Source organism: Bacillus sp. BD48 (assembly GCF_046566805.1).
GTDB lineage: Bacteria > Bacillota > Bacilli > Bacillales > Bacillaceae > Bacillus > Bacillus safensis.
Genome location: NZ_JANGFM010000006.1, coordinates 49715 through 72721 on the forward strand (window position 1 = coordinate 49715; position 23007 = coordinate 72721).

Consider the following 23007-nt stretch of genomic DNA (forward strand, 5'->3'; position numbering starts at 1 on the left):
TTTAAGGAGGTGAGGAACTTGAAATGGATTAGGGGGCGTACTCATGTCAGGAATGACGGAGGTTAACGATGTGAACATCATACAAAAAGATATGTCGGAATTAAAGACCAGTCAAAAAGCTTTGGAGCAGCGTGTTTCTGTACTTGAAAGAGGATATGACCGACACGATCAGCAGATTATAAGTCTTGATCAGAAGCTAAACAAAATTGAAGAGAACACAACATGGATCAAGAGAACAATCACAGGGGCAATGATAACCGCTGTTATTACGGGTGTTATTGGTGGTGTGATTGCCCTTGCATTCACATTCTTACAAAAATAAATGAAATGGGGAATTAAATATGAAGAATTTAGACAAAGGCACTGTGGTTAGAACAGTGCTTCTTTTAGTTGCATTAATTAATCAGTTTTTAGTGATGTTTGGTAAAACGCCTTTACCATTGGATGAAGAGTCTGTAAACAATTTAGCGAACGTTTTATATGTTGCTTTCTCAACACTCTTTACAACGATTATGACGCTAATCACATGGTTTAAAAACAACTATGTGACACCTAAAGGACAGAAGCAGAAAGAAGTCTTGAAGCAAAAAGGATTAACAAAATAGAAGCCGCCTTCGGGTGGCTTTTTTAATTCCATTAAACGAATAAACGAATGGGGAGAACGCAAATGAATTTTAGACAATTAAGCAAGCTTGTTGATCTTCGAGGAAAAACAAAAAGAAACGGTAGCTATTCAAATGTGGGTGTCAATGCAAAAACGGACATCGCGGTACATCATAGCTTAACAACATCGGGAAACAGCGCAGCTTTTGCAAACTATCATGTAGGCACTAATGGTTGGCCGGGTGTAGCTTATCATTTTGTCATTCTCAAAGACGGTACAATTGAATGGAATCATGATCTAGGAATAAAATCTTACCATGTAGGTAACTCAAACCGCTTTGCTATCGGCATTTGTCTTGTGGGCGATTTCAGAAGTGAAAAGCCGACAGCAGCACAGGAAACGAGTTTCCGAGCTTTAGTAACGGCATTGAAGAAAGATATGCCGAACTACAAAAGAACAAGAGGTCATAATGAGTTTCCGGGCTATTCTTGGAAAGCGTGTCCTGTCTTTGATTATAAGGCGGTTTTAGCTGGTACAGTAAAGCAAACAACAAAAGCTAAACCTGTAAAATCAGGCCCATCAAAAAGCACGAGCAAGCCTAAAACAAACACTTCTAAAAAAACATACAACCTGCCTTCTGGTGTTTTAAAAGTAACAAAGCCTCTTACAAAGGGGGCGGGAGTAAAAGCCTTACAGGAAGCCCTAGCCGCTCTTTTTTTCTATCCTGAAAAGGGAGCAAAAAACCACGGTGTTGACGGCTATTATGGACAGAAAACAGCGGATGCGGTCAAACGATTCCAATTGATGCATGGACTTGCTGCTGACGGCATTTACGGACCGAAAACGAAAGCAAAACTTGAATCACTATTGAAATAATGAAAAAGGCCCTCTTTAAAGGGCCTTATATCTATCTAAAATTATCCGTGGTCATGTGCCGGATAATAATGATATTGACACTCTCCAGCAACAACCCCACCAGTAAAGAGAACCTCAATATCTGTTATAGGAGGGTTCGAGATAAAGAAACTATGGCTTTCATAACCAAGTATTCTGTTGTCAGCCATAGCGAAAGTAGATGATCCACTACCAGTAATTTTTTGAGCATTAGAATCAATGGCTAAAGTGAATTCGAACATAAAGGTAGAATCGAGATACCAACCATTTCTACCCAGATAAAATCCTGTTTCGTCCCATTCACCAAGTGCAGCATGCCCTCCCATATGAACGAACCCTTGGTATCGAGAATCCTTCCCATTCAAACGAATAAGCAATTTATGATCCCCTCTGTTAGCTGCCAATTCTCCCTTTCCGAAGATTTTTATAAAACCATCTCTAAAAGGTGTAGCCTGAGTGTACCTTGTTGATGTTGAGTTAGAAAATGAGATTGTGTCTAGAAGCATTGTATCCTTTCCTTTCATAATTAATTATACGCGATCGCATTATAATCATTTCCATAAAAGTAAAATAAATACAAAATAAAACCAGATAAATACACTTAATCTATTTACAACAGTAAACAGGTATGTTATAATTAAAGTATAGAAAGGAGGTGCTGAAGTGGACGAGGTGAGAAACTGGATTCTTGCTACCGCAGGTATCGTGACCATCATAAAACACATCTATGACATATGGACGAAGGAAAACGAAAAGCGTAGCAAGAAAAGGAAAAAGCGCTCCCGCCGGACAAGCAAGAAGCGCTAAATACACTAGAGAAAAGGGGAGAAATCCCCTTACTCTCTATATAGTATACTGTAGTGTACTAGTAAACCACAAGTACACAAGACCACGTCCACGATGATATGAAAAATTACTTTAAACACTTTAGCACAGCAGATTTTGCCGTGATGATGATTTTAATTGCTGGTATTGTTGTAATTGATTCCACAAATCAGAGTATGTCTGGAAAAATTGCGAATACTGTATTACTGGCAGCCGTTGTAATCACCTTGTTAAAAGGATTAATAATGATGTGGAGAGAAAAGTGACATGAACGAAAGTGAAAAAATTAAGTTTATTCAAAAAGAAGTTTTAACGACAGCAGAAGTCGGGGAGATACTCGGAGTAACACGCCAACGCTTAAGCGCTCTTGTGAGTTCTGGAAAGCTCAAACCAGTCAAAAAGGTTGGAACAGTTGCTTTGTTTTTGTTACAACATGTACAGGCTCTTGAAAAAGAATTAAAAGAAGGGCGGAAGAAGTACCGCCCTTATGAATAACATAAAGCATCGTCTTACGATTTCACCAATTTATAAGGGGAATAATAACAATTTAACAACACTATATATAGTATGTATCTGAAAATAACACAATATGTAGTGGCTTTATCTTCATTTTAATCAAAATATAGTATTATATCGTGTTGCGACTTAAAAATCAAGATAAAAATGTTGCCAAATTTTATGAAATGGCTTAAAATTAAGATATACCTTTGGATAAAGGAGGGGTTAAGATGAAAATTTCATTGGCAGCTAAGTACTTATTAAGCAAAAGCGAACTTAACACTAAGTATGAAATCACCCCAAAGAAACTACAAAAAATATTATACTATGCTCAGTCTTGGTTTTTAGTTAAAGAGAAAAAACCTTTATTTGAAAATGAGCATTTTCAGGCTTGGCAACATGGACCAGTTAACTATCCTATTTATATGGAATATAAAAATTATGGTTATTTTCCAATACCACCTGTTAATTTTTCAGAGGAGCTTCTGTCTCTTAATGAAAGAAGTCATTTAGACTCTATATGGGAGACTTATGGTCATTATAGCGCTGATGAGTTGGAGCATTTAACTCACAAAGAAGATCCTTGGATAATAACAAGGGGTGATCTAGGTCCTGAGGCACCTTCAAGTGAAGTTATTTCTGAAGAAATAATTTCACAGTATTATACAAGAGTATCTGATGATTTGGCAGAAGGGACTTGGAAATCACCACTAGTTCCTGAATTGAAGTTAGAATATTTAATTTTCCCAAAACAAAAAACCGCTGAAAATCCTTTATTGAAATATGCTGGTAAATGGTCTGGAAATGATTTAGATGAGTGTATTGAAGAGGTATATAATAATAGAGTAGAGGTTAAATTCGATTAAATTATGTTGCTTTTAGATACAAATCATTGCAGTGGAATATTTGGGGGAAATACAGATGTTATATCAGAGCTTCAAAAATTTGATAGTGAGACCCTGTGTACTAGCTTCATAACAGAAGCAGAATTGTACTTTGGAGCTTATAGATCAGAGAAATTTCAAGAAAATCTTTTTGTTGTTGAGTCATTTTTAAATGATATTAAAACATATTCTTGTGATTCAAAAACGTCGAAGGCCTATGGTGAATTAAAAAGTAAGCTTTTATTTCACTTTGGTCCGAGAGAGAAACAAAAGAGAAGAAAGTACACCTTAAAAAAAATCGGGATAGGTGAAAATGATCTATGGATAGCTTCTGTTGCAATCGCACATGATATGACAATAATAAGCTGTGATAGTGATTTTATTAGAATCCAAGAAGTTGAACCTAACCTGAAAGTTGAGAGTTGGATTAAACAAACCTCTGTTCTTAGTGAAGAGACTAGTGTTTCTGATATGTAAAAGCCCACTGAAATAGGTGGGCTTTTTTATTTGAACTTCCATTCTTTTTTCTCTTTATCCCAAGTCAATTCTTTACGGGATACAAGGTTCTTAGCCGCCTTGCGTATCGTTTCCTCATTTTTACCTGTTTTCCTTTTCAGATCCTCCATTGTCGGGTTTTTGCGAAATCGACTCATATTATAAATGATTCGATAAATTTTTCTTTCGAGATCAGTCATATCATCATCACCAAGAATATTTTATCAGAATGTTTGTTCGGTGTCTAAGTGTGGTGTATAATTAGATTATACGGTTTTACCCGCGGAAACGGGATTATAAAAATTCGTATATTTCAATGATTAACTTCTTCTTATATTACTCACAACTTGGCCGCCTAGAAGGACGGCTTTTTTTGATGCCATTTTTGATGCCGAAAGCTGTATAAATGTATATAGAGAAGTAAAAGCCATCGTATTAAATCATCTTTAGGTAATTTTCCACTTCATTTTATATAAGGTCATAAAAACACATATAACTAGGCAATGCATGGGCGGCATGATGTAAGGAGAACTCTAAACCCTTGATAAGACCAAGGGTTAGAGCACTTCTCTTCATACCGTGGCATTTTATTGGTCATCAGCGCCGATAAAATTACTCTAAATATAGAGGTCTCTCATTAATTCACAGAATTTTTGAGAGGCCTCTTTTTCTAATCCTCTTGTTAGAGGTCCGTATATCTCATCTGTGGTTGTACCTGATGAATGCCCCAATCGGGGAGAAATTACTTCATAATGAGATTGGCTTTAATTAAAAGTGAAGCATGGGTATGCGAAAACAATTAAGTCGGACATTCTTTTTATTGTATGTTTTAACGAGTCAGAGAATTGTTTGAATGTAATTGGATAACCTTCTGAACAAGTAAAGATGAAACCTTGGTCTTTATATAAGCGTTTGTTTTTCTTAATGAACTGATTTTGCTTTTCTTTCAAGTCTTTTAACAAATCCATAATGGATGGTTCTTTAGAGTGTTCCTTATGGAACTAAGTGTCTTAGGTTTTCGTAAATTTTAAAGTCTAAGTCCTTCCACTGAAGGGAAACGGCTTCTCCTATTCGCATTCCATGTCGCTCAAGTAAATCAGGGATTTTTAGAACCCAGTAGGGTAGTAACGTGTGATTTTTTAATTAAGTAATTGAGTTGCTATGAAGCTTTCCTTAATAAGGGATTGAGCAATTAAAAAGTGTATTACAAGTAGAGAGGTTACTATAAAAATTACAATGAAGAGGCGCTAGAGGATCACAAGTGAGAGTAAAACCTTGTAATCCTCTTTTCTGTTGGTGTAAAAGGATTTGTGATGATAAATTACAGAATTACACGTTTTTGCAAAAACATATTATTGTTTTTCTAGTAGCTTCCAAATATCTGTCACTGTCTTGTGACTGCCATGTTTCATTGGTATGATAAAGGTAGGAATGTGACTTATTAATCAGATTAAGAATGTACGAAACACATTGAAGAAAGTGAAATGAATGTCTTCAGCAGAGCATTTAATTCAAAATATAGAGCGAAGATATTTATTGAATATTTTTTTATTGGATATTATATTTGGGCTGATGGGAGATTTTATTATGAATTTCGATCAAAAAATGATTGCATATGGTTACCTTGCTAAAGAAATACCGTCAGAATTTCAAACAGAAAGCTTGGCAAAAGTCTTAGACAAAATACAATTCGACAGTTTAACTAATCAAGAAAAGTCAATATGGGCAAAACCTATCCATTTTACTATACCAAATGGTGAAGGTTTTCGACGATTAATTAGCATACCTTCACCGCTACATCAAATATTATTATGCAAGTTAATAAGTGAAAACTGGGAGGAATTACAGATTTTCTTTAGACAATCTAACATTTCTATGACTACGCCAGTGGTAAGTTCTGAAGAAAATATAGCTATAGAATCTAAAATTAATATTAAAGAGAAAATGAATATTAGAATGAAATATTTACATAATAAAAATTATATACTACAAACTGATATTTCTCGATTTTATCCTACAATCTATACACATGTTATTCCGTGGGCATATCACACTAAGGATTATATTAAGAAGAATATAAATAAGAAAAACCTTTTAGGAAATAAAATAGACTCTAGAATTCAATTTATGCAGGATGGCCAAACTTTTGGAATTCCAATTGGACCGGCTACATCGCAGGTTATTTCAGAGATTGTAGCAACTGCGATCGATGTTGATTTTAAAGAGTTAATAAATAGTGAAGTGCCAGGTTTTAGATACACAGACGACATAGAGTACTATTTTGATTCTGAAGAATTAGCTAAAGAAGCTTTGTCAAAGATTCATAAAGTAGTAAATGCATATCAACTCGAGTTAAATCCAATAAAAACAAAAATTATTAAAGCACCAGTAGCATTTGAACCAGAATGGAAGCAATACTTTTCTAGTTACTTTTTTAGAAAAACAGTTCTAGGACAGAGAAGTGATTTAAATTCCTATTTCAGCAGAGCTTTTAGTTTCAAGCATAGTTCACTAGATAAGGGAGTCTTACAGTATGCTCTTAAGAAGGTTAGATCAGAGATAATATTAGAAGAAAACTGGGACATTTTTGAATCTTTATTGTTACACTCTGCTTTTTCTGATCATAGTACGTTACCAGTAGTATTGGAAATAATTGAGTTATATATAATCAAAAATTATCAAATCAATCAGAATAGATTTAAGGAGTTTTTAGAAAAGTTAATTAAGATTAATATTCATCAAGGAAATCATTTTGAGGTTTGTTGGGCACTAGTATATTCTAAAAGAATTGAGATTTCGTTAAGTAAAGAGGTTACAAATCTATTGTTAAATGCAGAAGATTCTATTACATGTATATTGACAATGATATTAAGCAATAAGGGATTATTAGAAGGTAATTTGAATTTCAATAAATACAAAAAGTATTTAAATAAAGAAGAGCTCTATGGATCGAATTGGTTATTTGCATATGAAGCTTTTAAACAAGGCTGGTTAAGACCGTATAGTAATCCGGATTACGTTTTAGAAGATTCATTTTTTAATATACTTTATCAAAATGATGTATCGTTTTTGCAAGATGAAGTCAGCTTGTATGATCTAAGAGATATGATAATAGATTCTTCTACAGTGGAAAGCACAGAGAAAACGGAAATATCTGAGGAAGAAACTGAAGCAGAAGAAAGCACAGAGAAAACGGAAATATCTGAGGAAGAAACTGAAGCAGAAGAAAGCACAGAGAAAACGGAAATATCTGAGGGAGAAACTGAAGCAGAAGAAAGCACAGAGAAAACGGAAATATCTGAGGGAGAAACTGAAGCAGAAGAAAGCACAGAGAAAACAGAAATATCTGAGGGAGAAACTGAAGTAGAGGAAAGCACAGAGAAAACGGAAATATCTGAGGGAGAAACTGAAGTAGAGGAAAGCACAGAGAAAACGGAAATATCTGAGGGAGAAACTAAGCCAGAGGAAATTTTCAAATTATATTCAAAAATGAAAAATACAATTTATAAAAATAATGCTTGGTTGATAAAAGGCATTGATACTAACTTCAAAAAAGATAAGAATATAAGTACTTATCTAGGGGATGAAGGATACTAGGGGAGGTAGTAAATTCACACAGTTCTGATTTTTAATCATTTAGCTGTCACGTTTGTGTGCCAGCTTTTAAAATAATGATCTCTTCCAAATATTGATTCCACAAGGCAAGTGGGAACTGTGATTGAACAAAATCAATGAGTTTTTTCTTTAAAATTACATAAAAAAATCCACTATTTCCATAAAAAATCAGATCAATTCCTTATAATAAAGGTATCTGAGAATGGGGAGTGAGTCGAGATGGACCAAAACTTGCTGCAAATGAATCAAGTAAGATCAGAGGACGAATTAGCGGTTGTGAATATTTCTTCTACAGAGATTGGTGCGCTATCAAAAGAAACAGCGGAGCGGATTTTACAAGCGAAGGATACGGATTATATTCATCAGCTGATGTATGTTCCGATTGAAAAGAAAGAAGATTTGAATTGGTTGATTCAAAGTGTCGGAGAGGCGTTAGACGATGAGGATGAAGATGACGCTGCACTTGAATTCGCTGATTTGCTCTATTTCTTTATCATTCCGTTATATGAGGAGTATATCATGAGAGATCATCATTTGTATGAGTGTTTAGAGGATTTGCTGGTACGATTGGCATCAAGGGCTCACTCAGATATTCACGCACTGGTCAATGTTATGAGAGACGATTTAACCGAGATGAACATGAAAAAAAGCTTGTAGAGTGATTCTCTACAAGCTTTTTATTTATAAGAAAATCCATCAAGCAGTTATTGGGCTCTTTCCCAAGTGATTTTTGTTTCATTTGTTGTTTTCTTTCCTTTTGCGAGCACTTTGCCGTTTTCTTGTTTCACGGTGATGTTTAGGTCATAAAAGGAATAGAGGGCGCCGAGGCTGTCATTTTCCGGTTTATGCAGATTGTTTTCTTTTTCAGTTGATGCTCCAATGGCCAGCGTTTTGGCAAAGTTTAAACCGATGACTTCAGCGTAATCACTATTGGTATCAGAGGAAGCGGTTACGTTTAAAGAAATGACTTTTTTCTTTTGATCCACGGTGATGTCAGTGTCTTTGATGAGTTTAGACTGCTCCATTACTTCTTTTGTTTCTTTTTGAATGCGCTCATTAATCGTAGGAAGTGCCTTAGATTCTGGTTTTTGTTCTTTTGTCGTATTCGAGCAAGCTGCTAGAATGGAGAGACTTGCAACTAGACTCATGAAAACAAGTAGACTTTTTTTCACGTTCGTTCTCCTTTTTTCTTCGAATGATGTATGTTTATGTTACCACGAAACCTTGTTTTGATTAAAAGAGAAGTGTTGATAAGCTGTGAACAATAAAAAGCACCCTCTATCGGGTGCTTTTTTGCTTATTGTGCTGAAAGGCTTGTGCTTAATGGAATAGAAGAAATAACGGTGAATTTAGGAGCCGCAGCACCTGATTCTAAATTTTTACGTAAAAGCGATGATTTGATTGACCCATCCCATTTTTTATAGACACTTCCTGATGTATTTGCACGAAGCTGTACATTTGAGAAGCTTGCTTGTGAATAGCTGTTTGTTCCATTATCCTGTACGCCGTGTACCATTTTTACAACATCTAGGTCTTTCAGACGGCTAGGGTTGTAAACAGGCTGCTTATAGCGCAGTGTCCCATTGACATATAGTGACACCGTTCCATCACCATTGTTGATGAGCTTTAAGTTGACACGTGCACCATCCTTAATGCTCTTATCATATTCACTGTTCCAGTATTGACTGCCGCCTTGTGAACCGCTGCCGAGAAAGACCTTGTAGCCAGAAGACGTTTTTGAAATACCGCTCTCTACAACGGCAGAGCCGAGACCGAGATACCAGTCCGCATAGCCATTTTTAATGGTTGTTGTTTTCGGCAGGACAATATCAGCAGAGATACCTGACCATTTGGCTTCATCCGTTTGTGTCACAATGGCGCCGTGACGAGGACCAGCCGCTGAGGCAGGGATACTTGATAGCATCAAAACGAAGGCCAAACTTACAATCAAAACGGTGAACCACTTTTTCATGAAAATTCCTCCTTAAATTTGATTCACTTTCATTATATAAAATGAAGGAGGGGGGCTGCTTACAATGTTCTGGCTGATTTTGGCGGTATTTATGAACTTAATCGGTCATAAAGTGGTCAACTTGTATTTGAATTGTAATGTGTCTGTAAAATAACTGGGTTCATCTTCATGTATAATGAGTGCAGAAACCAAAAACGGAGGATTTCTTAATGAATAAAAAGCTTATCACGACAATCGTAACAGTAGCTAGTTTATTTTTAGCATTCAGTTTCTCACATGGAGCAAGTGCAAAAAAAGTAAGCGGCAATATTACTTGGTATAATGGTGTCGGTAAAAAAGGCGCAGATGGAAAAAAACTCGGTCATTGGGATGCAGCAACTAAAATGGGCTTTGACGTACCGAAAAAAGGTACAAAACTAAGAGTGACAACAAAAGCGAAACCACATAAAGTGATTACAGTATATAAATATGATGTAGGCAGAATGCCAAATGCTGTACTAGACGTAAGTCCAAAAGCATTCAAAGCACTTGGGTATAAAACAAGTAAAGGTGTCGTAAAAGGGCATTACACTTATTAATACATAGGCATGCAAAGAAGCGGGAAAAGTTCATTTTCTGGCTTCTTTTCTTGTAGAGAGGGTCTGAAAGGCAATGAAAAAATCAACATGGTGGATCATCACAGTCATTGGCGTCGCAGTGATTGCGGCAGTTATTTTCTTCATGATGAAGCCTGGGCAAGAGGCAAAACATGCAGGGAAGGTCAAAACAAATCAAGATGCAAAAGACGAATTGCTCGTTTCATTTACAGATCAAAAGTTAAATAATACTTATTACTTGCACGATCGGGCGCTTCATACAGAGAAACTGACAGCGTATCCTTCGATTGCTTATGATTCTACGAAACAGGTTTTATATTACACGTATACGGATGAAGACACGCAAAAGGTGAGTATTCGGGAATTAAATGTGAAATCTGACGAAGAAAAAACGCTGTTTACGAGTGATGATTCTATCGACAGTATGAGACTGTCTGGTGACGGAAAGAAGTTATTTCTAAGGTATAATAAGGATTCTGGAGAGCAATTTTTTGTCGCATCTTTTGATTTGAAAACACACAAAATGAAGGAGCTGTATCCGGAAAAAAGCAAGGATGATACGGTGAGTTCTTTTGCATATGATCCGACTTCAAATGATTTGGCGATCCAGCATTATTCTTTAAAAGAAGATTATCAAAAAACCGATGAAGCGAATGAAAAGGGTAGAGATCCTGAACCAACAACCATGAAGATCACCCTTCAAACAGGTGAGAAGGGGAAACGCATTGCACGTATCTCACAAACGATCAATGATATTTCATTTTCTCCAGATCATAAGAAATTGATTTATACAGAAGTAAAGGTTCGTAAAGAAAAAGAAATATCCTCTATTAAGATGCTTGATGTAGAAACAGGAAAAACGACGACACTCGTTAAAAATAGCCAGGGTGTTCATATTTTAAGTGCTGCACAGCCGCAATTTTCTACGGACGGATCGTCTGTTTATTTCTTAGGTGTTGCAAAAGACGCAGAAGAATTAAAGGATGACACCGGACGAAAGGCCAAGGTAAGAACGATTTTTGAATACAATATGAAGAAGAAAACGGTGGAAGCCGCTTGGGAAAAGGATGGCGGAATCGTTAACAATTTCACTGTCAATCGATAAAGGAAACGTTCAGTTATTTATATAACTGGACGTTTTTTTATTTTGTCACTTGAAATGCTGGAGAAATGGTGGATTTATAGAAGGAAAATCAGTTTTTAAGCAGGGATACGAGTGCTATTTTCGTATTTTGCTTATGTGACAGAGGAAAAGAAAAAGGGTAATATGAGTGAACATAAAAAAACGAGAGGACTGATGACATCTCGTTTTCTCTGTTTTATTTGTTTTCATCTAATAAGTTTTGAAAGATAAACAGGGCATTAATGGAGTGAGGGAATCCAGCAACCTTTGTACAGTGTTTAATAATCTCCATAATCTCTATGACAGAAAGTCCAATATGTAATGCTTGTTCAAAATGAGTCTTTAAGTCTTCTTCACAATCGCCTTTTGTGATGAGCGAAGATAATGTGCTGATGGCCTTTTGTTTTTCATCTAATATGAAGTGATTGAATTCTTTTTGTTCACTGAGTTCAATGGTTAGTTGTTCAATGTTTGATCGAATGCTCTCGTTCTCATGAATTGAAAGCTTCTCTATGTTACCTGCCGCTGTTTCTTGTTTGACCTGGCAAGTCTCTTTTTCTTCATTCAAATTGAACTCCTCCGTTTTTTATCGCAATTTTCCATTTGTTCGTTCATTATGGCTTATGTGCCTTTTGATAGATGTAATGGGTATATAGTAGTATTATCGGTTTGCTGCGTCAACTTTTTAAGTGTGGAATGCTCAAAGGAATGATTCATGCGATTTATTTTTCCATTTTGAAATGAATCATAAAAGGGCTAATGAATGGATGTCGGTTAGCCCCTTTGTGATCAGCAGTTTCATACAAGTTCTACGCATTTAGCGGAAGAGTGGTTTCATTTTTACTGAATGATATCCATCGGCCTCATCATGTCATAATCTTCATGTTCTAAAATATGACAATGCCACACATATCGGCCGCTGTATGGAACAAATCGAGCAACGATCCGAATGACTTCACCTGCATGCGCCTGAATGGTGTCCTTGTAGCCTTGTTCATGTAAAGGAGGCGCTTCGTTTGGTCCTGTATACACAATTTCTCCTGTCGATTGATAGACTTCTGTATCAAATGGCCTTCTGTCTAAAACCCGAAATTGAACAAGGTGCAAATGAATAGGGTGTGTGCCTCTGGTTGGATTGACGATGGACCAAACCTCTAGACTACCAAGACGAGGATTTTCCGTGACAGGGTCATTCCAAAATTGGTTATCGAGCAATAGGATAGGGCGGCCGTATTTATCCTGCGTGCCGGTAAGTGTGAGTGTACGCTCTCTATCAGCTTGACTTGGTCGAAGCGCTGGCAGCGGTTTGAAAATCGGACGTAATGTTTTAGGTACTCTCCCTTTTAGTGGACGTGTGACTTTGAATTGCATAATGTTCGCATCTGTTTCAGGATTCACATCCTGTCCGCAGCCGGCTGTATTTTTGAGAGTGATCGTTTTGTTTTCATAAGCTGAAAAGTCGATGATGACATCGAAACGTTCAGCAGGTGCGATGCTAAAGGATTGATGGCGAACGGGTCTTGGTAAAAAGCCCCCATCGGAACCAATTTGCAAGATTGTGGCGTCGTTATCTAGATGCAGCTCGTAAGTTCTAGTATTGGACGCATTTAAAATGCGAAAACGGTATTTTCGCGGCTCTACTTCTAAATACGGCCATACTTTTCCATTGACTAAAATGGTTTCTCCGCAAAAAAAGGGCACGATGGATGGGTCTGGTATGTCACTGTCCTCTGGCGTGTTGTTTGGTCTGCTAGGATAAAACAGTGAACCATCCTCCTGAAACGTCCGGTCCATAATCATTAAAGGAATATCATAATCATCTTTTGGCAGCTCTAAGGACTTTTCAAATGCATCTGAGATCAAATAAAACCCAGCTAAACCGGCGTACACATTTAGTCGTGTCAATGCCATCGCATGATCGTGATACCACAATGTGCAGGCTTGCTGATGATTTGGGTAGACGTAAGTCTCTCTTTCAAAAAAAGGGCCGGTTGCTTCAAAATCCCGTGAAAACCAGGCCTCTGGGTAGCCGTCACTGCTTGCTGGTGTGACGCCGCCATGCAGATGAACGACTGTTTTCACCTCTGGTTCATCGTGATGCCCATGGTGAATGGTGTGATCGACAGGCAGAAAATGTTTCAATGGCAATTTGTTCATCCATTTCACTTTGACCTTTTCATTTCGATTGGCTTTAATGGTTGGACCAGGCAAGCTGCCATTATAGGCCCATAGCTTGGTTGGGGGCAGGTCTCTATGAACTTTTAAGAATACCTCCTCCATAGTAATTTCATAATACGTTTGTCTTGGGTTCTTTTTGACGGGCTTCGCGACTTCTGGAATTGGAAGCTCGTCAACAAATTTTTCTAGGTTCATGTTGACTAATCCTCACTTAAATACAATTTGATACAGTATAAGTGCGGACATCAAAATAGGTGAATAAAATAAAAAAACCCGCTTTTCAGCGGGAGAAATTACGGGTGTTTATTTTCAAGCGCCGCATTTGCAGGCACTTTTTTATTCGGTTTAAAGATGAAATAAGCAGCTAGTACGCTAAAGGTAATGATACTCGTCAAAATGAGCTGTGGCCGCATGGATTCGATAAACAGCATCGATGCCAAGATGGCGCAAATAACCAAAATGGTAAAGTACGTGAGGTATGGAAACAGCCACATTTTGATTTTGAGCTGTTCTGGATTTTCTTTTTCAATTTTACGACGCATTCTTAATTGTGAAACGGCAATGACCAAGTAGACAAGAAGGGCAATGGCACCAGATGCATTGACTAAGAACAAAAAGATGGTTTCAGGATAAAAGTAGTTCATCATGACGGCAATGTAGGAAAAGAAGGTACCTGCGACTGTAGCCGCTACAGGAACACCACGTTTGCTGATTTTCATAAAGCGTTTCGGCGCTTCGCCTCTTTCTGCTAATGAATAAAGCATTCTGGACGTTGTGTACAATCCGGAGTTTAAACAAGATAGAACAGCTGTTAAGACAATGACGTTCATGACTTGAGCGGCTGATGGAACACCGATGTATTCTAATACCGCAACGAACGGACTTGTTAAAATACTTGCGGAATTCCAAGGAAGTAAGGTGACAACGACAGCAATTGATCCGACATAGAATACGATAATACGCCATACAACAGAGCGGGTGGCTGTCGTCACAGATTTGACTGGGTCTGCGGATTCACCGGCCGCTATGGCCACAATCTCTGTTCCCATGAAGGAAAAGATAACGACGACGATTCCAAGTAGTACAGAGCTGAATCCATTTGGAAGGAAACCGCCATTCCCTGTTAGATTGGCAAGACCTGAAGTATGATGACCGCCAAAACCAAAGATAAATGCAAAACCAATGAGTAGAAAGAGAATAATGCTGACGACTTTAATTAATGAGAACCAATATTCAAATTCGCCAAAAGATTTAACAGAAAAGATATTTGTTAATGTTAAGAGGATTGTGAGGATAAGACTTGTGAGCCAAACAGGTGCATCTCCATACCAATATTGAATAATGGCAGCACCGGCAATGGCTTCGATGGCGATGACGATCACCCAGAAGAACCAGTAAAGCCAGCCGATTGTAAAACCGGCCCATGGACCGATAGCATCGCTCGCATATTGTGAGAAAGAACCGCTTGTCGGATAGGCACATGCCATTTCTCCAAGCATTCTCATAATAAAGATCACCAGAAGTCCGGCAAAAGAATAGGAAAGAATGGATCCAGGCCCTGCAGAATGAATGACAGCGCCGCTACCAACAAATAGCCCTGCCCCAATGACCCCAGCAATGGAGATCATCGAAATATGTCTTGTTTTAAGGTTTTTTTGAAGACCGTTTGTCATGTTGGACATTTCTTTACCTCCAAACATTTCTCAATAATAGAGAATTTGTTTTTAGAATATTTTAAATTTTATCACACTGAATAATCATTCAGCATTGGACAGGTTATCAAACTGACATTTCAAACCTCTTAACATGATGTTAAAAAGTAGAAAGGATTTGAGAGATTATGTTCCCTCTTTTCCCTCTGTTTATTTTTAAAATAGCATAAATAAGGAAGGAGGTAAGTTGTGTCTCAAAATAAAATTATTCTGACAATTTATCTAAGAAGAGTGATTTGACGATATGTCCATTTCGAAGAGAATTGGAAAAAGGTTGATGGGAGTAGGTCTTGAGGTCATTTGACCTTGTAAAAATAAGTTTGCTTAGGTCAACACATTTCTATTTATCCTATTTTGCTGACATAAGCGAATCATGTTGCTGTAGACCCACACGGGCTTTGCTTTGTAAGATAAATAATAGAAAAGTGATGTGTGAGGAGGCGCGGCGACATGGAGCGCTATAACGAATTAAGACAAGGTGAAACAGGTGCTTGGGTCAGCATCATTGCCTATGTGATCTTATCTGCGGTCAAACTCATTATTGGGTATGTGTTTCATTCAGAGGCCCTTTCGGCAGATGGATTGAATAACACGACAGATATTATTGCATCCCTTGCTGTGTTGATCGGGCTGCGTATTTCTCAAAAGCCGCCTGATGAAGATCATCCGTATGGTCATTTTAGAGCGGAAAATATTGCGTCTCTTGTGGCTTCCTTTATCATGATGCTTGTTGGGCTTCAGGTTTTGCTGAGTGCAGGCAAGTCGCTCTTCTCATCTGAGCATCAAACGCCGGATATGATCGCGGCTTGGACAGCAGCAGGAAGTGCTGTTGTGATGTACGGTGTGTATATCTATAACCGCAATCTGTCCAAACGAATCAATAGCCAGGCTCTTCATGCGGCAGCTGCTGATAATAAATCAGATGCGTATGTGAGTATTGGAACATTTGTAGGAATCATGGCCTCTCAATTTCAGCTGGCATGGATTGATACGCTTGCAGCGTTTGTCATTGGCTTAATTATTTGTAAAACTGCGTGGGAGATTTTCAGAGATGCCTCTCATTCTTTAACAGACGGTTTTCATATAAAAGATATGTCTAAATATAAAGAGACCATTGAGGCTACACCAGGAGTGGGCGATTTAAAAGATATTAAGGCGCGTTATCTTGGAAGTACAGTTCATGTGGATGTAGTGGTTGAGGTCGAGCCTAACTTGAACATAGCAGAAAGCCATGATATTGCAGATGAAATTGAACGTAGAATGAAGCAGGAGCATGATATTTTACACTCTCATGTTCATATGGAGCCAGCAAGTGAGCCAAAAGAAGAGAAGAAGTCTTTTCCATCGTGAGAAGGCTTCTTTTTTATACGTGCTGATGTTATATGTAAATGCGCGTTGTATGGTAAAGTTAGACTATATGAAATTTGACAGAAACGTGATAGGAGGATCAGGATGGCATTTGATGAACCGATGCATTCAGATTTACAAAAAATCGTAGATAACATCAATAAAGTCATGGTTGGGAAAAAAGATATTGCGATATTAAGCCTTGTTGCGATTTTGGCGAAGGGACATGTGCTGCTAGAGGATGTGCCTGGTGTAGGGAAGACGATGATGGTTCGTGCTTTGGCAAAATCTATTGGCTGTGAGTTTAAGAGAATCCAATTCACTCCTGACCTTTTGCCTTCAGATGTAACAGGCGTGTCGATTTACAATAAAAAGACAAATGAATTTGAATTTAGGCAAGGACCGATCATGGGGCAGATTATTTTGGCTGATGAGATCAACCGGACCTCTCCTAAAACACAATCAGCATTGCTTGAAGCAATGGAGGAAGGCAGTGTCACAGTGGACGGAGAAACGATGCCGCTTGCGGATCCTTTTTTCGTCATGGCGACGCAAAATCCAGTGGAATATGAAGGGACTTATCCGCTGCCAGAAGCGCAAATGGATCGGTTTTTATTCAAGCTGCAGATGGGATATCCGACCATGCTCGAGGAGCTGGAGGTGCTCAACTTGCAGGAGAAGCAATCCCCGATTGATACGCTCCAAGCTGTCATGACTAAGGAGCATATCCATGCGTTGCAGCAGGCTGTTCAGACCATTCATGTGGATGCATCTATTAAAGAATATATTGTTGAAATTGCTCAAGCGACGCGTAAACACCCATCTGTTTATCTAGGTGTCAGTCCAAGGGGATCGATCGCCTTGATGAAAGCGGCACAGGCGTATGCGCTTTTGAATCAGCGTGATTATGTGATTCCTGATGATGTACAGTATTTGGCGCTTTATACATTACCGCATCGTATGATTTTGACATCAGAAGCGACATATGAAGGGAAGAAGGCGGAGACACTGCTGCGACAAATGCTTGAGCAAATTGGCGTGCCAGTTCAAAAGTCGCTGACTCAATGAAGTCACGTAATCGTTTAGCCGTTTCATTATGGTTACGGGTGATGATGCTCATCATTCTCACTGCGGCAGCCTTTTGTTATGCCATGTTTCAGGGAGGGTTTGTGAGCTGGTTCCTTTTTTATGCATTTTTACCATATGCTTTGTATGCACTGCTGTTTGCACTCGTTCCGCTGCGCGCGACAGCCAAGAGGACATTACAGCAAACCCGCTTGAAGGCGGGGGATGTGCTGTCCGTTGACCTTGAAATCAAGCGGACCCATCCATTTCCGTATGTTTACGTCATGATTGAGGATGCTCCTCCAGACACCTTTCACTTACAGGAACAGATTGAGATGAAGCAAATGCTTTTTCCTTGGTTTCGGAGAACTTGGCGATTTTCCTATCAATTGAATGATGTCATGCGGGGAGAGCATCATTTGACAGCGGTTCGAATCAAAACAGGTGATATGTTTGGGTTTGTTGAGAAAGAAATCATCATTCCGTTAGAGAAAAAGCTGCTTGTCTACCCAAAAGTGCTTGATATCCCAGTAGAGCCTGCTGAGTCAGTGAATGAAAATGGAGGCAAAGCGGTTCACTCGTGGTTAAATGAACCGACCCATGTGACAACAGGCGTACGGGAATACCAGCAAGGAGACCGGTTTGCTTGGGTGGACTGGAAGACGACGGCCAGAAGAGGCCAGCTGATGACGAAGGAATTTGAACAGAATCAAGCAAAGGATCTTGTCGTGTTTGCTGATTTTACCGATCAAGCTGTTTTTGAAACAGTCGTCTCTATTACAGCATCTGTTCTTCAAACGGCTGTGAAAAAAGGCGTGCCGTCAGGTCTTGTCACTCTAGGAGGTCAGCATGCCTTTCGAGTCGATCAAGGAGAACTTCATTTACAGGACATGCTTTATTATTTAACAAGGGTGCAGCATCAGCCTTCCCGCGCACTAGAATATAAACCGTTAGCAGCGAGTGAGTACCAGCACTCAGGAAAATATGTCGTCACGGGTCAGCTGCAGGAGGAGCTTGCGGCAAGTCTCTTTGGAAATCGAAACAGAAAGAATATCACCGTGCTTTTAGTGAAGAAAGCCGTTGACCATTTGACGACAAAAGAAAAACAGCTTGTAGACCGGCTAAAGGCCTCTGGAATACGCATTACCCTTTTATTTGAAGACCGGCTGCACGAAAGAACTGTGAGGTGACAAACATTTATGCTGCATACGCATCTGCGGCAAAGCCGTTTTGAATTGTTCATCTATTATGCTGTAGCTTTTCTGCTTCTATGGGAGTGGCTTCGTCCACTTCAAGATTTTACAGAGACGAGCCATACGTCTTATTTCATCATTTTTATTGGCCTTACGTGTTTGTTTACGTTCTTTCGTCTGAAGTGGTATGTGACGTTTCCTATTTGTGCTGGACTGATTTTGCTCGCCTTATATTTGATCTTTTATCAATCAGCGCCAGGCTATCCGGCTGCTTTGTTTGCTGATATCAAGGATAATATCATGTTAATGAGCAGGGGCATGTGGAGTGACATGTATCCGTCTTTCCGCACATTGTTGTTTTATATTTTGCTGTGGCTGCTTGTCTACTTGCTTCATTATTGGGTGGTCTATCAGCAGCGTATCTTTTTCTTTTTACTGATGACGATTGTGTATGTCACGATTCTTGATACGTTTACGCCATATGATGCGACCTTTGCGATCGTTCGTATTATGGTATTTGGCTTTTGTTTGCTTGGATTGCTGTATTTCGATCGACTGCGTTCGGCTGAGGGCGTTCGGGTGTCACAGAAAGCACGTCTAAAGTGGTTTTTGCCCATGCTGGCGCTTGTCCTTCTATCAGCGTCACTCGGCGCTTCTTTGCCAAAATCTGATCCGCAATGGCCTGATCCTGTCCCGTTTTTTAAGGCAGTGACGAATCAAGATGGGACAGCAGGGCAGAATAAAGTGGGATATAGTGCAGATGATTCGGCGCTTGGCGGACCGTTTAGTGAGGACCGCACACCTGTCTTTAAATGGAGCGGAAAGGAGCCGTCTTACTTTCGTGTAGAAACAAAAAGTATTTACACAGGAAAGGGCTGGGAGGATGCTTCAAATGATACGAAGCCTACTCGGCTAAAGGATGACACTGTGCCGAATCGGTGGTTTACTGAGCGAGTGAAAACAGAGGAGCATGAAACAAGAATTGATATAGAATCAGACTATCGATTTAATCATGCTGTCTATCCTATTGGAACGATCATGCTGACGCCAATGGAAAATATTCCGCTGCAAATCATGGGTAAAACGGAGAAAATTGTCCCGTCTATGCAAAACCCACCTAAAAATTTAGGGAACTATCAAGTCAGTTTCTTATCTCCTACATTTATCCTAGAGGATTTGCAGAGAATCAAAGTACCGACAAAGAAGCAGGTGAATCAGCAGGTTGGCCGTGAATACTTGCAGCTTCCATCGTCACTTCCAGAGCGTGTGAAAACTTTGGCAAACAGCTTAACGGAAACGAAGGACAATATGTATGATAAAGCCAAAGCAATCGAGGATTATTTAGGATCTGCGAAGTTTTCATATGAAACGCAGAATGTCGCTGTGCCTGGTCGTAATGAAGATTATGTGGATCAATTTTTATTTGATACGATGATCGGCTATTGTGATAATTTTTCAACCTCTATGATTGTGATGCTTCGTTCGATCGGAATTCCGGCGAGATGGGTGAAAGGGTATACGTCTGGCCAGTTATATGAAACGCAGATGGATGGAAACAATGTGTATGAAGTGACCAATAACAATGCGCATTCATGGGTAGAGGTTTATTTTCCAAATAGAGGCTGGGTCACCTTTGAACCGACAAAAGGATTTACAAATCCAGAGACATTTACGAATGAAGCTGTTTCAAGCGATCAGACGGATGATAAAAAGGAAGAAAAAGATCAGTCAAGTTCTGATACAAGCGAAGAAAAGCAGCAAGATCAGCCGCAGCAGCAGGAGGCAGAGCAGCCGGCACAACCAAAGGAACAAACAGCGAAGGCAAAGCCAAATATGGTGCATGTTGGTTGGGTTGTAGGTTATGCGGCAGGAGCTTTTGTCCTGCTTGGATTCATGAGCTGGATGCTTTATCGATTCAGAACAAGATGGCTGCCATTCTTTATTGTGAGAAAAGTGAAACGTTTGCCAGAGGATGAAGCATTCTTCTATGCATATGCGGCTCTATTAAAGCAGCTAGGGCGCAGGGGAATCGAGAAAAAGCCAGGTATGACACTAAGAGAATTCGCTTCGTTGATTGATGAGAAGGATGGAGATCATCATATGTCAGAGCTGACGAAGCTTTATGAACGTGCGCTCTACCGGCGAGAGGATGCCTCAGCGCTTTGGCAGCAATCGGCAAAGTTATGGGAAAATTTAATAAACAGGAGATAGTCTTGACCGCGTACCTTCCTGTTGTTAGAATAGGTGAATATTAAAACCTTCTAAAATACATGAAATTGAAGCGTTCGGATGTGAGTCTGGGCGCTTCAAAAGCGTGATTCACACTGAGAGCAGGTTTTCTCCTCTCATTTTTTCTGTGCGTTTATAAAAAACTATATTGGACATAGAGGTGACACCATGACAAATTTAGTAAATGAAATGATTTTGGTTCTCGATTTCGGCAGTCAGTACAATCAGCTGATCACACGCCGTATTCGTGAATTTGGTGTGTACAGTGAGCTTCATCCGCACACTTTAACTGCTGAAGAAATTAAAGAAATGGCGCCTAAAGGAATCATCCTTTCTGGTGGACCAAACAGTGTTTATGATGAAGGATCTTTCCGCTGTGATGAAAAGATTTTTGATCTGGGCATTCCAGTCTTAGGAATTTGCTACGGCATGCAGCTCATGACTCACTATTTAGGCGGGAAAGTAGAAGCGGCAAGCCAGCGTGAATATGGAAAAGCAGATATTCATATTAACGGAACACCTGCTTTATTCAAAGACCTTCCAACGGATCAAGTCGTTTGGATGAGCCATGGTGACCTCGTAGTTGAAGTACCAGAAGGCTTTACAGTCGATGCAACAAGCGCACATTGTCCAAACTCAGCGATGAGCTTAGCTGAGAAGAATTTCTATGGCGTTCAATTCCACCCAGAGGTTCGTCACTCTGAGTACGGAAATGACCTATTGAAAAACTTTGTCTTCGGCGTGTGTGATTGCGATGGCAAATGGTCAATGGAGAACTTCATTGAAATCGAAATGCAGAAAATCCGTGAAACAGTAGGCGACAAGCAAGTATTGTGCGCATTAAGCGGTGGTGTGGATTCATCTGTTGTGGCGGTATTGATCCACAAAGCCATCGGCGATCAGCTGACATGTATTTTCGTTGACCACGGTCTTCTTCGCAAAGGCGAAGCAGAAGGGGTTATGAAAACATTTAGCGAAGGTTTCAACATGAACGTGATTAAAGTAGATGCAAAAGATCGTTTCTTAAACAAGCTAAAAGGTGTGTCTGATCCTGAGCAAAAACGTAAAATCATCGGTAACGAATTTATCTATGTATTCGATGACGAAGCGGACAAGCTAAAAGGAATCGACTACTTAGCACAAGGAACACTTTACACAGACATCATTGAGAGCGGAACAGCAACGGCACAAACAATCAAATCTCACCACAACGTAGGTGGTCTTCCAGAAGACATGCAGTTCGAATTGATTGAGCCACTCAATACGCTATTCAAGGATGAAGTCCGTGCCTTAGGTTCAGAGCTTGGCATTCCTGATGACATCGTCTGGAGACAGCCATTCCCAGGTCCAGGACTAGGTATCCGTGTACTAGGTGAAATTTCTGAAGAAAAACTAGAAATCGTCCGTGAATCGGATGCAATTCTACGCGAAGAAATTGCCAACTTCGGCCTTGAGCGCGACATCTGGCAATACTTCACGGTTCTCCCAGACATCCGCAGCGTAGGTGTTATGGGTGACGCAAGAACATACGACTACACAATCGGTATCCGTGCTGTTACATCTATTGATGGTATGACGAGTGATTGGGCAAGAATCCCTTGGGACGTGCTTGAAAAGATCTCAACTCGTATCGTCAATGAAGTGAAGCATATTAACCGCGTGGTGTATGATATTACGAGTAAGCCGCCTGCTACGATCGAATGGGAGTAGTTATAATAGAGCTAGAAACCTTTGTGTATCAAGGGTTCCTAGCTCTTTTTTATTTTTAATTGCACTT

The 23007-nt window shown here is 39.3% G+C and carries 23 protein-coding genes; 16 read left to right on the forward strand and 7 right to left on the reverse strand.

All coding sequences use genetic code 11. The annotated features are described in order from the left end of the window. Positions 1 to 43: 43 nt before the first annotated feature. The 3 genes from ACLGGR_RS16820 (at position 44) to ACLGGR_RS16830 (ending at position 1480) form a co-directional block, all read left to right on the forward strand. A complete protein-coding gene (locus tag ACLGGR_RS16820) occupies positions 44 to 322 on the forward strand; it encodes a hemolysin XhlA family protein (protein ID WP_319610440.1) in 279 nt (92 codons plus the stop codon). Positions 323 to 341: 19 nt separating this feature from the next. After that, a complete protein-coding gene (locus tag ACLGGR_RS16825) occupies positions 342 to 605 on the forward strand; it encodes a phage holin (RefSeq protein WP_144526208.1) in 264 nt (87 codons plus the stop codon). Positions 606 to 667: 62 nt separating this feature from the next. Continuing rightward, positions 668 to 1480: a peptidoglycan recognition protein family protein gene (locus ACLGGR_RS16830; RefSeq protein ID WP_410973507.1), complete on the forward strand. Its 813-nt coding sequence runs from the start codon at positions 668 to 670 to the stop codon at positions 1478 to 1480. A 41-nt stretch (positions 1481 to 1521) separates the two neighbouring features. On the opposite strand, the gene ACLGGR_RS16835 is transcribed toward ACLGGR_RS16830, so the two are convergent. Then, positions 1522 to 2004, reverse strand: coding sequence for a hypothetical protein (locus ACLGGR_RS16835; RefSeq protein ID WP_410973508.1), 483 nt, complete (start codon positions 2002 to 2004; stop codon positions 1522 to 1524). A 157-nt stretch (positions 2005 to 2161) separates the two neighbouring features. Between ACLGGR_RS16835 and ACLGGR_RS16840 the strand changes: the two genes are divergently transcribed. The 4 genes from ACLGGR_RS16840 to ACLGGR_RS16855 all read left to right on the forward strand — a co-directional run bounded on the left by ACLGGR_RS16840 (position 2162) and on the right by ACLGGR_RS16855 (position 4182). After that, complete coding sequence (locus ACLGGR_RS16840) at positions 2162 to 2305, forward strand: hypothetical protein (protein WP_410973509.1); 144 nt, start codon at positions 2162 to 2164, stop codon at positions 2303 to 2305. Positions 2306 to 2590: 285 nt separating this feature from the next. Beyond that, on the forward strand, positions 2591 to 2818 hold the full coding sequence (locus ACLGGR_RS16845) for a helix-turn-helix domain-containing protein (protein ID WP_136944992.1): 228 nt from the start codon (positions 2591 to 2593) through the stop codon (positions 2816 to 2818). A gap of 233 nt (positions 2819 to 3051) precedes the next feature. After that, complete coding sequence (locus ACLGGR_RS16850) at positions 3052 to 3687, forward strand: Panacea domain-containing protein (RefSeq protein WP_252050190.1); 636 nt, start codon at positions 3052 to 3054, stop codon at positions 3685 to 3687. A 3-nt stretch (positions 3688 to 3690) separates the two neighbouring features. Then, positions 3691 to 4182: a type II toxin-antitoxin system VapC family toxin gene (locus ACLGGR_RS16855; RefSeq protein WP_410973510.1), complete on the forward strand. Its 492-nt coding sequence runs from the start codon at positions 3691 to 3693 to the stop codon at positions 4180 to 4182. A gap of 26 nt (positions 4183 to 4208) precedes the next feature. Here the strand turns inward: ACLGGR_RS16855 and ACLGGR_RS16860 are convergent, their stop codons facing one another. Next, complete coding sequence (locus ACLGGR_RS16860) at positions 4209 to 4400, reverse strand: hypothetical protein (RefSeq protein ID WP_410973511.1); 192 nt, start codon at positions 4398 to 4400, stop codon at positions 4209 to 4211. Positions 4401 to 5688: 1288 nt separating this feature from the next. On the opposite strand from ACLGGR_RS16860, the gene ACLGGR_RS16865 reads away from it, so the two are divergent. Further along, positions 5689 to 7797: an RNA-directed DNA polymerase gene (locus ACLGGR_RS16865; RefSeq protein ID WP_410973512.1), complete on the forward strand. Its 2109-nt coding sequence runs from the start codon at positions 5689 to 5691 to the stop codon at positions 7795 to 7797. Positions 7798 to 8034: 237 nt separating this feature from the next. Continuing rightward, positions 8035 to 8472 (forward strand): hypothetical protein, encoded by a 438-nt coding sequence (locus ACLGGR_RS16870; RefSeq protein WP_410973513.1) that lies wholly within the window; start codon positions 8035 to 8037, stop codon positions 8470 to 8472. Between the two features lie 47 nt (positions 8473 to 8519). On the opposite strand, the gene ACLGGR_RS16875 is transcribed toward ACLGGR_RS16870, so the two are convergent. Further along, on the reverse strand, positions 8520 to 8987 hold the full coding sequence (locus tag ACLGGR_RS16875) for a hypothetical protein (RefSeq protein WP_024424476.1): 468 nt from the start codon (positions 8985 to 8987) through the stop codon (positions 8520 to 8522). A 125-nt stretch (positions 8988 to 9112) separates the two neighbouring features. Continuing rightward, on the reverse strand, positions 9113 to 9787 hold the full coding sequence (locus tag ACLGGR_RS16880; protein ID WP_410973514.1) for a hypothetical protein: 675 nt from the start codon (positions 9785 to 9787) through the stop codon (positions 9113 to 9115). Positions 9788 to 9996: 209 nt separating this feature from the next. On the opposite strand from ACLGGR_RS16880, the gene ACLGGR_RS16885 reads away from it, so the two are divergent. After that, positions 9997 to 10365 carry an RlpA-like double-psi beta-barrel domain-containing protein gene (locus ACLGGR_RS16885; protein WP_024424478.1) on the forward strand — a complete coding sequence of 123 codons (369 nt, stop codon included), beginning with the start codon at positions 9997 to 9999 and terminating at the stop codon, positions 10363 to 10365. Positions 10366 to 10438: 73 nt separating this feature from the next. Beyond that, on the forward strand, positions 10439 to 11488 hold the full coding sequence (locus ACLGGR_RS16890; protein WP_410973515.1) for a hypothetical protein: 1050 nt from the start codon (positions 10439 to 10441) through the stop codon (positions 11486 to 11488). A 214-nt stretch (positions 11489 to 11702) separates the two neighbouring features. Here ACLGGR_RS16890 and ACLGGR_RS16895 read toward each other — a convergent pair whose 3' ends face one another. From ACLGGR_RS16895 to gabP, 3 genes are all read right to left on the reverse strand, one after another. Next, positions 11703 to 12074 carry a carboxymuconolactone decarboxylase family protein gene (locus tag ACLGGR_RS16895; RefSeq protein WP_410973516.1) on the reverse strand — a complete coding sequence of 124 codons (372 nt, stop codon included), beginning with the start codon at positions 12072 to 12074 and terminating at the stop codon, positions 11703 to 11705. A gap of 272 nt (positions 12075 to 12346) precedes the next feature. Next, positions 12347 to 13879, reverse strand: a complete 1533-nt coding sequence (locus ACLGGR_RS16900; RefSeq protein WP_410973517.1) for a multicopper oxidase family protein — start codon at positions 13877 to 13879, stop codon at positions 12347 to 12349. A 98-nt stretch (positions 13880 to 13977) separates the two neighbouring features. Further along, positions 13978 to 15366, reverse strand: a complete 1389-nt coding sequence (gene gabP / locus ACLGGR_RS16905) for a GABA permease (protein ID WP_039176895.1) — start codon at positions 15364 to 15366, stop codon at positions 13978 to 13980. Positions 15367 to 15846: 480 nt separating this feature from the next. Between gabP and ACLGGR_RS16910 the strand changes: the two genes are divergently transcribed. From ACLGGR_RS16910 to guaA, 5 genes are all read left to right on the forward strand, one after another. Next, complete coding sequence (locus tag ACLGGR_RS16910) at positions 15847 to 16746, forward strand: cation diffusion facilitator family transporter (RefSeq protein WP_034282879.1); 900 nt, start codon at positions 15847 to 15849, stop codon at positions 16744 to 16746. A gap of 102 nt (positions 16747 to 16848) precedes the next feature. Continuing rightward, positions 16849 to 17811, forward strand: coding sequence for an AAA family ATPase (locus ACLGGR_RS16915; RefSeq protein ID WP_142946458.1), 963 nt, complete (start codon positions 16849 to 16851; stop codon positions 17809 to 17811). Next, a complete protein-coding gene (locus ACLGGR_RS16920) occupies positions 17808 to 18998 on the forward strand; it encodes a DUF58 domain-containing protein (protein WP_410973518.1) in 1191 nt (396 codons plus the stop codon). Before ACLGGR_RS16915 ends, ACLGGR_RS16920 begins: the two co-directional genes overlap by 4 nt. A 9-nt stretch (positions 18999 to 19007) precedes the next feature. Further along, the gene (locus ACLGGR_RS16925) at positions 19008 to 21212 is read left to right on the forward strand and encodes a DUF4129 domain-containing transglutaminase family protein (RefSeq protein ID WP_410973519.1); all 2205 of its coding nucleotides are present in this window, start codon (positions 19008 to 19010) and stop codon (positions 21210 to 21212) included. Between the two features lie 186 nt (positions 21213 to 21398). Continuing rightward, complete coding sequence (gene guaA / locus ACLGGR_RS16930; RefSeq protein ID WP_039176907.1) at positions 21399 to 22940, forward strand: glutamine-hydrolyzing GMP synthase; 1542 nt, start codon at positions 21399 to 21401, stop codon at positions 22938 to 22940. Positions 22941 to 23007 lie beyond the last annotated feature (67 nt).